The sequence below is a fragment of the Siccirubricoccus soli genome (genome assembly GCF_024178315.1).
Lineage (GTDB): Bacteria > Pseudomonadota > Alphaproteobacteria > Acetobacterales > Acetobacteraceae > Siccirubricoccus > Siccirubricoccus soli.
In genome coordinates this window covers 17,744-29,961 of record NZ_JAMZIK010000172.1, presented here as the reverse complement: position 1 = coordinate 29,961, position 12,218 = coordinate 17,744, and the positions used below count along the sequence as shown (strand labels likewise).

10 protein-coding genes are annotated in these 12,218 nt (G+C 71.5%); 2 read left to right on the top strand and 8 right to left on the bottom strand.

Annotated elements, in window-relative coordinates; genetic code table 11:
* From NJ376_RS23625 to cuyA, 7 genes are all read right to left on the bottom strand, one after another.
* A partial coding sequence (locus NJ376_RS23625; protein WP_252955747.1) for a translation initiation factor IF-2 associated domain-containing protein occupies positions 1-235 on the bottom strand: 235 nt, incomplete at its 3' end.
* Positions 236-356: 121 nt separating this feature from the next.
* Complete coding sequence (locus tag NJ376_RS23620) at positions 357-1,025, bottom strand: RNA-binding protein (protein ID WP_252955746.1); 669 nt, start codon at positions 1,023-1,025, stop codon at positions 357-359.
* Positions 1,003-2,574, bottom strand: coding sequence for a transcription termination factor NusA (gene nusA / locus NJ376_RS23615; RefSeq protein WP_252955745.1), 1,572 nt, complete (start codon positions 2,572-2,574; stop codon positions 1,003-1,005). Before nusA ends, NJ376_RS23620 begins: the two co-directional genes overlap by 23 nt.
* Before the next feature lie 3 nt (positions 2,575-2,577).
* Positions 2,578-3,099: a ribosome maturation factor RimP gene (rimP, locus tag NJ376_RS23610; RefSeq protein ID WP_252955744.1), complete on the bottom strand. Its 522-nt coding sequence runs from the start codon at positions 3,097-3,099 to the stop codon at positions 2,578-2,580.
* Between the two features lie 130 nt (positions 3,100-3,229).
* Positions 3,230-3,646, bottom strand: a complete 417-nt coding sequence (locus tag NJ376_RS23605; RefSeq protein WP_252955743.1) for a tellurite resistance TerB family protein — start codon at positions 3,644-3,646, stop codon at positions 3,230-3,232.
* A 46-nt stretch (positions 3,647-3,692) separates the two neighbouring features.
* Positions 3,693-6,509: an ATP-dependent DNA helicase gene (locus NJ376_RS23600; protein WP_252955742.1), complete on the bottom strand. Its 2,817-nt coding sequence runs from the start codon at positions 6,507-6,509 to the stop codon at positions 3,693-3,695.
* 130 nt (positions 6,510-6,639) lie between these two features.
* Positions 6,640-7,653, bottom strand: a complete 1,014-nt coding sequence (cuyA, locus tag NJ376_RS23595) for a D-cysteate sulfo-lyase (protein WP_252955741.1) — start codon at positions 7,651-7,653, stop codon at positions 6,640-6,642.
* A gap of 221 nt (positions 7,654-7,874) precedes the next feature.
* On the opposite strand from cuyA, the gene NJ376_RS23590 reads away from it, so the two are divergent.
* Both NJ376_RS23590 and NJ376_RS23585 read left to right on the top strand, forming a co-directional pair.
* On the top strand, positions 7,875-9,458 hold the full coding sequence (locus tag NJ376_RS23590; RefSeq protein ID WP_370288576.1) for a lysine--tRNA ligase: 1,584 nt from the start codon (positions 7,875-7,877) through the stop codon (positions 9,456-9,458).
* Positions 9,455-11,419: a lysylphosphatidylglycerol synthase domain-containing protein gene (locus NJ376_RS23585; protein ID WP_252955739.1), complete on the top strand. Its 1,965-nt coding sequence runs from the start codon at positions 9,455-9,457 to the stop codon at positions 11,417-11,419. Before NJ376_RS23590 ends, NJ376_RS23585 begins: the two co-directional genes overlap by 4 nt.
* Before the next feature lie 130 nt (positions 11,420-11,549).
* Here NJ376_RS23585 and NJ376_RS23580 read toward each other — a convergent pair whose 3' ends face one another.
* Complete coding sequence (locus NJ376_RS23580; protein ID WP_252955738.1) at positions 11,550-12,197, bottom strand: S24 family peptidase; 648 nt, start codon at positions 12,195-12,197, stop codon at positions 11,550-11,552.
* Between the last annotated feature and the right edge of the window lie 21 nt (positions 12,198-12,218).

Genomic DNA, 12,218 nt, shown 5'->3' with positions numbered 1-12,218 from the left:
AGGGGCCGGACGCGCCGCCGCCGCCCTGGCCGGGCGCGGGCGGGCCGGCCGGCCGGGCGCCCGGCGTGACCACGCGCTTCTTCACCACCTCGACCTGCACGGTCTTGCTGCGACCATGGCTGAAGCTCTGGCGGACGCTGCCGGCGTCCACCGTCTTGCCGAGCTCCAGGCGGCTGCCGGCCGGCCGGAGGCTCAGCCTGCTCTTGCCTGCATCCTGGTCGTTCTGGTCACTCATGCGTTGGTCCGAACCCGATCCGTCTGCCGTCATGCCGCTCATATGCCATGGGCTGCGGGCCGCATCGCCGCGGCCCCGCCCGTTTCAACCCTGCGGCGCGATCGCCCGCGCCTGGCGTAACTCACCCTGCCGGGCCAGGATGTTCCCCGCCCGGCCTGGCCGGCTGCCCCGCCGCCCCGGCGATGCCGGAGAGGCGGTTGGCCTCGGCCAGGATGGCGTCCGCCAGCCGTCCGGGGGCGATCGCCACATGCACCGCGTGGTCGCGGCCGAAAACGCCGCCCAAATCCGCCGCCGGCAGGGGCGCCACCACCGGGGTGCCGCGGCTGCCGACCAATCGCGCCCGTTCCGCCGGGCTGCCGTCCGAAGCCTCCACCAACAGGCCCACCTTGCCGGCCTGCAGCCAGTCGCGTACCGCGACCCACCCGCTGACCGCCTGGCCGGCCCGCCGGGCAAGGCCGACGAGATCCCGAACCCGGCGCCGCAGGCCATCCTCGATCCGCGCGCGAAGGTCGGGGGGCAGGTGCACGGTGCCGCGGGCCGCCTTCTGGAAGGCGCCGCGCGTCACCGCGCGTTCTAACACATCGGCCCTGGCCGACAACCACATTCCCCGACCCGGCAGCTTCCCTTGCAGATCCGGCACCAGATGCCGGTCCGGGCCGAGGACGAAGCGGAGCATCTCCTGCTTCGGCCGCACCTCCCGCGTCACCACGCAGCGGCGGAGGGGGCCTTTTTCCGGCAGCTCCTCCTCCGCCTCGGGCAGTTCGGCCTCAGGCGGCGGGGGTGTCGCCATCCTGCGGCGCCTCCTCATGCTCCCCTTCGGCCCCGTCCTCGCCCTCGAACCAGTGCTGGCGGGCCGCCATGATGATGGCGTTCGCCGTCTCCTCGTCCAGGTCGTCGGCGCCGATGATCTCGATCAGCTCGTCGGAGGCAAGGTCGGCCAGGTCGTCCAGCGTCTTCACCCCCTTCTCGCCCAGCGCCACCAGCTGCGCCATGGTGAAGCCGCCGGCCTCGGCGACCGCATCCTCGACGCCGAGCGCCTGGCGGCGCTCGTTCAGCTCCTCGTCGCGGCGGGCGAGGAAGGCCTCGGCCCTGCGCTTCAGCTCGGCCGCGACGCTCTCGTCGAAGCCCTCGATGCCGGCCAGCTCGTCATCCTCGACCGAAACGATGTCCTCGACCGAGGTGAAGCCCTCGGTCACCAGCAGGCCGGCGATGACGTCATCCACATCCAGCGCCTCGACGAAGAGGCCGCTGCGCTTGCGGAATTCCTCCTGCCGGCGCTCGCTTTCCTCGGCCTCGGTCAGGATGTCGATATCCCAGCGCGTGAGCTGGGAGGCGAGCCGGACATTCTGGCCGCGCCGGCCGATGGCAAGCGAAAGCTGGTCATCGGGGACGACGACTTCAACCCGCCGCGCCTCATCGTCCAGCACGACCTTCGTCACCTCGGCCGGGGCCAGGGCGTTCACCACGAAGGTGGCGTTGTCGGGCGACCAGGGGATGATGTCGATCTTCTCGCCCTGCAGCTCCGCCACCACGGCCTGAACGCGGCTGCCGCGCATGCCGACGCAGGCGCCGACGGGGTCGATGGAGCTGTCCCGCGAAATGACCGCCATCTTGGCGCGGCTGCCGGGGTCGCGCGCCACCGCCTTGATCTCGATGATGCCGTCATAGATCTCCGGCACCTCCTGGGCGAACAGCTTCGCCAGGAAGCCCGGATGGGTGCGGCTGAGGAAGATCTGCGGGCCGCGGGGCTCCTCCCGCACATCGTAGATATAGGCGCGGACGCGGTCGCCGTTGCGGAAGGCCTCGCGCGGGATGGTCTCGTCGCGGCGCAGCAGGGCCTCGGCGCGGCCGAGATCGACCATGAGGTTGCCGTACTCGGTACGCTTCACCACGCCGTTCACGATCTCGCCGACGCGGTCCTTGTATTCCTGGAACTGCTTGCCGCGCTCCACCTCCCGCACCCGCTGGACGATGACCTGCTTCGCGGTCTGCGCGGCGATGCGGCCGAAATCGATCGGCGGCAGGGGATCGACGATGAACTCGCCCACCTGGATGCCGGGGCGGATCTTCTGGGCGATGCGCAGCGGCAGCTGCGTCGCCTCATTCTCCACCGGCTCCTGCTCCACCACCTCGGTCCAGCGGGAGAGGCGGACCTCGCCGGATTTGCGGTCGATGACGGCACGGATGTCCTTCTCATGGCCGTACTTGGCGCGGCCGGCCTTCTGGATGGCCTGCTCCATCGCCTCCAGCACCTCGTCGCGCTCGATCATCTTCTCGCGCGCGACGGCATCGGCGACCTGCAGCAGCTCCGGGCGCGCGATGGCGATATCGACGGCCATGGGTCAGTTCCTCTGGGTGGGCGCCGCGGTGGCGGCGATGAGTTCGTCGGTCAGCACCAGCTTGGCACGGCGGATATTGCCGCGCGGAAAGTCGTGATCCGTCCCGTCCTCGAGGCGCAGCCGGGCGGTCTCGGCATCGGCGCCGAGGACGATGCCCTTGAAACGCTTGCGGCCATCCTGCGGCACCAGCAGCTCGAGCTGCGCCAGGTGGCCGGCGAAGCGGTTCCAGTCCTTGGTGCGGGTCAGCGGGCGGTCGATGCCGGCGGAGGAGACCTCGAGCGTCCATTCGCCCTTGATGGGGTCCTCCACATCCAGCACGGCGCCGATGGCGTGGCTGATCGCCTCGCAATCCTCGACGGTGAAGGGGGCCTCGTCCACGCGGTCCGCCATGATCTGGACCACCGGGCGTTCCTTGCCGCTTACCTGCACGCGGACCAGCTCATAGCCCATATGCTCGATGGTCGGCGCCACCGCCTCGGCGATGCGCCCTTCCAGGCCTTCGTGATGTGGACGTTCGTGCTGCAAAAACAAAAAAGGCGGCCCGTGAAGGCCACCCCCCGAGAAACGGATGGTGATTGATCTTGCAATGTATAGGTCGGCGGGGGCCGGGGTGCAAGCCTAATCCAAACCTCGGGGCCGGGCTACCCTCCTTGGCCTAGACAACTTGGTAGCGGGCCCGCGCCGCCCGCTCGATGGCGCCGGCGATCAGCCGGTCCAGATCCAGGGCGATGCGGAATTCCTGGAGGAATTGCAGCTCCGCCTGGGTCGCCTCGCCATCCGCCGCCGCCACCTCGCAGGCCAGCAGGTAGGCGGTCTCCCGCAGGCGCTGCGGCAGGGCGTCCCGGATCAGGATGCAGGCGCGGTCCAGCCCATCCTCCCGCTCCAGCAGGCGCAGGCAGGTCTCGGTCACGCTGGCGATGCCGCTCGGGTGGAAGTCGCTGAAGACCGGCAATTCCTGCACCAGCCGGGACATCATCCCAAGCTCCGCATCGGACATCCGCCGGTCGGAGGCGCCCATCAGCACCATGGCGCAGACCAGCGCCTCCTGCGGGTTGAAACGGGTGTTCGGCATGGGGGCCTCGCTTTCCCGCCTCAGGTCGCGCGTCGCGAGCGCGGCGTCAACTCGCGGTTCCGTCAGACGCAGCCCCTTCAGAGAGAAAGGCCCGGGTCTCCGCCACCGCCTCCGCCAGCCCCACCCGGCGGGGCTGCACCCCCGGCGGCAGCCCGGCCAGGAGGCGGGAGGGGCAGGAGCGGTCGAGCAGGACGAAGACGCCCTTGTCATCCGCCCTTCGGATCAGCCGGCCGAAGGCCTGGCGCAGCCGGTGGCGGGCAAGCGCATCGTCATAGCCCTTGGGATCGCCGCCCGAGAGGTGGATCCGCCGTTCCCGGTGCAGGATGGAGGGGCGGGGCCAGGGCACCCGGTCGAAGACCAGCAGGCGAAGGGAGCGGCCGGGGACATCCACCCCGTCCCGCATGGCATCCGTCCCCAGCAGGCAGGCATCCTCCTCCGCCCGGAAGACATCGACCAGGGTGGCGTTGTCCATGGCGTCCACATGCTGGGCGTAGAGCGGGATGCCCGCCCGCTCCAACCCCGGCGCCATGCGCTGCTGGCATTCCCGCAGCCGCCGGATGGCGGTGAAGAGGCCGAGCGCCCCGCCGCCCGAGGCGAGGAACAGCGCCTGCATCGCCGCCGCCACCTGGCCGGGGCGGGTGCGTTCCACGTCCGTGACGACGAAGGCGCGGGTGCGGGCGGCGTAGTCGAAGGGCGAGGCGACGGCGGCGCGGATGGCGGGCGCGGCCAGGTGGCTGGCGCCGGTGCGGGCCTCGGCCGCTGCCCAGGCGGCTTCCGGCTCCTCCGCCAGCCCGGCATCCCGCAGGGTGGCGGAGGTGATGAGTAGCCCATGGGCGGGTGCCGCCACGTTCAGCGCGAAGGGGGTGGTGGGGTCCAGCCAGTGCCGGTGAAGGCCGGCATCCACCTCCCGCCCCTCGCGCCGGGTTACGGCCAGCCAATCCACGAAGTCGCGCCGCTCGCCCGGCGTGGGCGGCGGGGCCGCCAGGGTGCGCAGCATGGCCTGCCAAGCCTTCAGCGGCAGCAGCCCCCGGCGCTCGATCCCCCGCGCGGCGGTCTCCAGCCGGATGCGGTCGCCCGTCTCCAGTTCCGAGACATCGTCCTCCAGCCGGGCCTGGAGGCGGTCCCGCAGGGTGGTCAGCGGCTCCTCCAGCCGCTTCAGGGCGCGTTCCAGCGCCTCGGCAGCCTCGCCGATGCCCTCGCCCAGCGGGTGCAGGTCGCATTGCTGGTCGTAGAGCCCGTCATCCTCCTCGGCGCGGGCCAGGACCTGGCGGCGGGCGGCGCGGAGGAAGGCCTCGGTGGGGTTGGCCTGGCGCTCGGCCGCGGCCTCGCTGGCGGCAGGGCGCGGCTCCTCGGACAGGCGGCTGGACCAGCCGAGGCCCGGCAGGGCGCGGGCGGCCTGCAGTGCGGCCTCCATGGGGGGCAGCAGGTCCGGCAGGTCGCCGGCCAGTTCCTCGATGCGGCGGCGGAGGCCGCGGGCGCGGCTGCGGCCGCCCTCGGCGCCGAGCAGCCAGCGGCGCAGCTCGGCCGTCTCGGCGCCGGTGACGGCGGCGCTGAAGGCGGCATCGGCGGCATCGAAGAGGTGATGGCCCTCGTCGAAGACATAGCGGATGGGGCGGCCATCCTCGCCGCCGCCCAGCGCTGCCTGGACCATGACCAGGGCGTGGTTGGCCACCACCAGCGTCGCGGTGCGGGCACGGCGGATGGAATGCTCGACGAAGCACTGCTTGTAGCGCGGGCAGGCAGAGCGGATGCATTCCCCCCGGCGGTCGGCCAGCGGCCAGATGGCGTGCGGCCCGTGCAGCTCCCCGATCCAGCCGGGGAAATCGCCGCCCATCAGGTCGCCGTCGCGCGTCGCCAGCGCCCAGCGGGCGACGAGGCCGAGGGGGATGGCCATGTCCGGCTGGCCGGCCTGGCCCAGCATCTCCTCAAGGTTGAGAAGGCACAGGTAGTTCTCCCGCCCCTTGCGGACGACGATGCGGCGGCGCCGCTCCTCCGGATCGGGGTAGAGGCGGCTGAGCTCCTGGTCGATCTGGCGCTGCAGGTTGCGGGTGAAGGTGGAGATCCAGACCGGCGCGCCGTTGCGCTCCGCCCAGAGGGAGGCGGGGGCGATGTAGCCCAGGGTCTTGCCGGTGCCGGTGCCGGCCTCGGCCAGGACCAGACGGGGCTGGCCCTTCTCGTCGCGCGGGGCGAAGGCGCCGGCGGCAGCGGAGGCGTAATCCGCCTGCTGCGGCCGCTGCTCGGCCCCCTCCCCGAGGATCTGGCCGAGGCGCAGCCGGGCCTCGGTGGGGGAGACGTCGAAGCTGGCGGGGGGCTGGGGCGGGCCGGGATCCTCCCATTCCGGCAGGCGGCGCCAGACCTTGTGGGCATCGAGGGAGGGCTTGGGGGCTTCCACGCCCAGGGCGGCAAGGATGGCGGGGGCCCAGGGCCAGGCGGCGGCCTTCTCCATCTGCGCCGCCAGGATGCCGGCGTCCCGGTTCAGCGGCGTGCCGCGGCCGAGGGCGAGGTGGCGCAGCAGGACGGTGGCGATCTCCGGCAGCAGGGCGGCGGCGGCGGCATCGTCCTGCGGCAGGGACAGGTCCAGCGCCATGGCGAGGCCGCGGGGGGTGGGGGCGGCAAGCTGGGCCGGGCGGCAGAAGGCGAAGAGCTCCAGCAGATCGAAGGCGGCCTCGAAGCGGGGCAGGTCCAGGCGGCGGGCGGTGGCGGGGGCGTGGACCAGGAGGGGCGGGGGATGGTCCGCCAGGGCGCGGGCGAGACCCTCCGCCGGCAGCTCCAGCAGCTCCCCATCGGGCGTCAGCAGCGTGGCGCGGCCATGGGCGGCGACCAGGGCCGGGGCATCAGGCAGCAGCAATCGGGGAGCGGGCATTCACAGCAGCTTAACAGGAAGCGCCTGACAGCGAGAGGGCCGTCGCGGCAATGCCGGGACGGCCCTCTCGCGCTCTCCCCGCTAAAGGGTCGGTGAACGCGGTGCGTTCAACCCCTTGGAACCCTTGAGTTCAGCCCAGCTCCGCCGGCAGGCCGAAGGCCTCCGGGTAGCCGAACAGCCCGGCCTGGCCGCCGGTGTGGAGGAAGACGACGTTCTGGTCCTTGGTGAAGACGCCCTTGCCGATCAGGTCGATGAGGCCGGCCATGCCCTTCCCGGAATAGACCGGGTCGAGCAGGATGCCCTCCTTCTGCGCCACCAGCTTCACCGCCTCGACCATGCCCTCGGTCGGGATGCCGTAGCCCTGGCCGACATAGTCGCAATTGGCCACCACATGCTCCGGCCGGATGAGGCCGGGCAGGCCGAGATGGGCGGCGGTGCGCTCGGCCAGGGCCAGCACATTGGCCTCCTGCCGCGGCTTCGGGGCGCGGACGCCGATGCCGAGGACCGGGATGCCGGAATTCAGCGCCACCAGCCCGGCCACCAGCCCCGCCTGGGTGCCGGCGCTGCCCGTGGCATGCACCAGATGGTCGATGCGCAGCCCCATGTCGGACGCTTGGGTGACCAGTTCCTGCGCCGCGTTGACATAGCCCAGCGCGCCGACGGGGTTGGAGCCGCCGCCGGGGATGACATAGGGGCGGCGGCCCTTGGCCCGCAGCTCCGCCGCCACCGCCTCCATCTCCGCCTGCATGTCGGCCCCGCCGGGGCGGCGGGAAACCTGGGCGCCGTGCAGCTTGTCCATCAGGACGTTGCCGGAGAATTTGTAGGCGGGATCGGCATAGCCGGTCCGGTCCTCCAGCAGGATCAGGCACTCAAGACCCAGCTTCGCCGCCGCGGCTGCGGTCTGGCGGGCGTGGTTGGACTGGGTGGCGCCCTGGGTGATGACGATGTCGGCCTGCTGGCCGAGCGCCTCCGCGCACAGGTACTCCAGCTTCCGCGTCTTGTTGCCGCCGGTGGAGAGGCCCGTGCAGTCATCCCGCTTGATCCAAAGCTGCGGTCCCCCGAGGTGGCGGGTCAGCGCCTCCATCCTCTCCAGCGGCGTCGGCAGGTGGCCGAGCCGAATGCGGGGGAAGCGGGCGAGGTTCATGGCGGCGTCTCCAGGGCTTTCCCGGACCCTAGAGCAGGTTCGGGCCGGCCGGAAACCGCCAGGGTGAAGGGCGCTGCCCCGGACATGCGGAACCTGGGGCAGCCTCTCTCAACCTGGCGGGAACGGCCCCGGTTCCGGCCAGGCGGAGGCTGCCCCGAACCTGCCGGCCCGGCGGGCGAGGACCGTCCAGCCGCGCGTTGACCCCGCCGCCGCCCCCTGCCATGCCTGCCGCCATGAGCGCCGATCCCTCCCTCCGCACCGTCAAGGCCTGGCCCTTCGAGGAAGCCGCCAAGGTCGCCGATCGCCTGGCGACGGCGCCGAAACCCTCGGGTGCGCTCTTTGAGACGGGGTACGGCCCCTCCGGCCTGCCGCATATCGGCACCTTCGGGGAGGTGGCGCGCACCACCTGGGTCCGTCGCGCCTTCGAGCGGATGACCGGCCTGCCCGCCCGCCTCATCGCCTTCAGCGACGACATGGACGGGCTGCGCAAGGTCCCGGACAACGTCCCGAACCGGGAGATGCTGGCGCAGCACCTGGGCAAGTCGCTCACCGCCATCCCGGACCCCTTCGGGACGCATCCCTCCTTCGGCGCGCACAACAATGCGCGGCTGCAGGCTTTCCTGGATGAATTCGGCTTCGACTACGAATTCGCCTCCGCCACGGAGTACTACAAGGGCGGCCGCTTCGACGCCGCCCTGCTGCGCATGGCGGAGAAGCATGAGGAGGTGCGGCGGGTGATCCTGCCCACCCTGGGGCCGGAGCGGCGGGCGACCTACTCCCCCTTCCTGCCCATCCACCCGGAGACCGGCGTGGTGATGCAGGTGCCGATGGAGGAGGTGCGGCCCGACCAGGACCTGCTGGTCTGGGTGGACCCCGAGACCGGCAAGCGGCATGGCACGCGCATCACCGGCGGCCATTGCAAGGCGCAGTGGAAGGCCGACTGGGCGCTGCGCTGGTACGCCCTCGGCGTCGATTACGAGATGTCCGGCAAGGACCTGATCGACAGCGTGAAGCTCTCCTCGGCGATCTGCCGGATCCTCGGCGGCACGCCCCCGGTCGGCTTCACCTATGAGCTGTTCCTCGATGAGCAGGGGCAGAAGATCAGCAAGTCCAAGGGCAATGGCCTGACCATCGAGGAATGGCTGCGCTACGCCCCGCCGGAGAGCCTGGCGCAGTTCATGTACGCCGCGCCGCAGCGGGCGAAGCGGCTGTTCTTCGACGTCATCCCCCGCGCGGTGGACGAGTACCTGGCCAATCTGGAGAAGCTGAAGGCGCAGCCGGAGCCGACGAACCCGGCCTTCCACATCCACAATGGCAGCAGCAACGATCCGGGCTCGCCCATCTCCTTCGCCATGCTGCTGAACCTCGCCAGCGTGGTGAATGCGGAGGGGTCGGAGATCCTCTGGGGCTTCATCCGCCGCTACGCGCCGGGGGTGACGCCGGAGAGCCACCCGATGCTGGCGCGGCTGGCCGAGCATGCGGTGGCCTATTACCGGGACTTCGTCGCCCCGGCCAAGCAGTACCGCGCGCCGAGCGGGATGGAGCGCGCCGCGCTGGAAGACCTGCTGCAGGTGCTGCGCAGCCTGCCGGCGGATGCCGATGCGGAGGCGATCCAGAACCAGGTCTTCGAGGTGGGCAAGCGCCACGCCTTCGCCAATCTGCGCGACTGGTTCTCCTGCCTGTATCAGGTGCTGCTCGGCCAGCAGGAGGGTCCGCGCTTCGGCGGCTTCGTCGCGCTCTATGGCATTGCCGGCACCATCGGCCTGATCGAGACCGCCCTGGCGCGGGAGGCCAGCGCGGCGTGACCGGGTGGCTCCCCTGGCTGAAGCGACACGGAGCGGCAGTCTTCGGCCTTCTCCTGCTGGTCGGGGCGCTCTATGTGGTGCAGCGGGAGTTCAGCACCCTCTCGGTCGCCGATATCCGCCGGGCCATGGCGGCCATCCCACCCCGCGCCATCTGGCTGGCGGCGGGCTGCACCGTCCTCGCCTATCTGGTGCTGGCGATCTACGACAAGCTCGGCTCCATCTATGCCGGGCGACCGGTCTCCTGGGGCAGGTCGCTGCTTGCCTCCTTCTGCGGCTATTCGCTGGCGCATAACCTCGGCTTCGCCGCGGTCTCGGGCGCTGCGGTGCGCTACCGGCTCTATTCCGCCTGGGGGCTGACGCCGCTCGAGATCGCCAAGGTGGTGGGGTTCACCAGCCTCACCTTCGGGCTGGGCGGCATGGCGCTGGGCGGGCTGGTGCTGCTGCTGGAGCCGGAGGTGGTGCCCTGGTTCGGCACCCATCTGCCGCACTGGGCACTGCAGGCCCTCGCCATCCCGCTCTGGGGCGTGGTGCTGACCTATGTGGTGCTGAGCCGCTTCCTGCGGCAGGTGCGCATCTTCCGCTACGAGATCGAGCTGCCGCGGCCGCGCATGGCGCTGGCCCAGGCGCTGCTCGCCACCGTCGACGTCGCGGTGACGGCGGCGATCTTCTACATCCTGCTGCCGGAGGCGGAGGGGCTGACCTTCATCCGCTTCGTCGGCATCTACCTGGCGGCCTATGCCGCCGGCATCCTGGCGCATGTGCCGGGCGGCATCGGCGTGTTCGACGGCGCCATCCTGCTCGGCCTGCAGCCCTACCTGCCGGCGCCGGAGGTGATCGGCGCGCTGCTGGTCTTCCGGCTCTACTACTACATCGTGCCGCTCTTCATCGCCGGGGCGCTGTTCGTCGGCTTCGAGATCGGCCAGCGCCGGGCGATGCTGCAAAGGCTGGCGGCGGTCGGGGAAGGGACGGATGCGCTGGAGGTGCCGGCCATCGCCTCGCTCGTCGCGCTGGCCGGGGCGCTGCTGATCTTCCTCGGCGCGCTGCCGACGCGGGGGACGATCATCGAGCTCTGGGCCGGGCATCTGGCGGCGCTCGCCTCCCACTTCGCTGCCTCCATCGTCGGCTCCCTGCTGCTGGTCATGGCCTTCGGCCTGCTGCGGCGGCTGACCATCGCCTGGAGCCTGACGCTGTTCCTGCTGGTGAACGGCGCCGCCATTGCCTGGGTGCGGGGGGAGGAATGGTGGCTCTGGGGGCCCTTCCTGCTGCTCGCTGCCCTGCTGGCCAGCCTCCGCACCGCCTTCTACCGGGACAGCCGGCTGATCCGGGAGCCGCTTTCGGCGGAGACGCTGATGCCGCTGCTGGCGGTTGCGGCCTGCGGCATCACCCTGGCGCTGGTCGCCTATGGCGGGCGGGTTTCCAACGAAAGCTGGTGGCAGGTGGTGCTGTCCAAGCTCGCCCCGGATTCGCTGCGCTTCACCGTGGGGCTGACCGGGGTGCTGCTGCTGGCCGGCATGGTGCGGCTGCTGCGCCCGGCGCGCATCGCGCCGCTATGCTGGGATGCGGCGATGCGGCTCAGGCTCTCCGAGCTGGGCGCCATGGCCCCGGCCGAGGCGGATGGCGCGGTGTTCGGGGAGGCGGAGCGGGCCGGCTTCGCCTTCCTGAAGCGGGACGGGGTGTGGCTGGCGCTGGGCGACCCGGCGGGGGAGCGGGCGGATGCGATCTCCGCCATCTGGCGCTTCCGCGACCTGTGCGAGCGGGCGGGGGTGGACCCGGCCTTCTGGCGCGTGGGGCCAGGGCTGCTGCGGGTCTATGGCGATATCGGGCTGACCACGGTGAAGCTGGCGGAGCAGCCGCCCCGCTACCTGGCGCTGAAGGCGGAGCGCGACCTGGCAAAGCTGCTGCCCCTGCTGCCCGCCAGCCTGCGGCGCGAGGCCGAGCTGCCCAAGGACCACGCGGCGTAAGGCAGCACGACGGGTCTCCGGACCGGATCTGCCGTTGTCCTTTCATGGCTTTGCCATGAAAGGCCATCCGAGGCGCCGCCCCTGGAGGGATGACGGGACCCCCACGGCATTGCGCAGCAACGGCGTGGGGTCACTGCGTCGCCCAGATGATGCGGTGCATCCAGGTGATCTCGGCCAGGTCGAAGGCATAATCCGGATGGGCGGGGTTGAGGCTGCGCAGCTCGATCCGCCTTGCGGATTGGCGCTTCAGCTCCTTCGCCATCACCTCCCCCTGCTGGGTGCGCACCACCACGCGGTCGCCGCGGCGGATGGGCGCGGCGGGGGAGACGATGACGGTGTCGCCATCGCGGAACACCGGCTCCATGCTCTCCCCGGAAATCTCCAGCGCATAGGCGTTGGGGTCGCCGACATCGGGCAGCGAGATCTCGTCCCAGCCGCCGCCGACCGGATAGCCGCCATCGTCGAAATACCCCTCCCCACCCGCCTGGGCGAGGCCGATGAGCGGGATGCGGCGGGCGGCCGCCTGGCGGCCATTGCGGGAGAGCGCGGGCATGCCGGTGACGAGGGCGGCGAAATCCTCGAAGCTGGTCCCGGTCGCGCTCAGCACCTTGGCGACGCTTTCGGTGGAGGGCCAGCGGGAGCGGCCATCGGCGCCGACCCGCTTGGAGGGGTTGAAGGCGGTGGCGTCGAGCCCAGCCCGGCGGGCAAGGCCCGAGGCGGAAAGCCCGTGTTCGGCGGCGAGCGCATCCAGGGCACGCCAGATATCCTCATGGTTCACGTCCCGCTCCTCGGTTTCGGC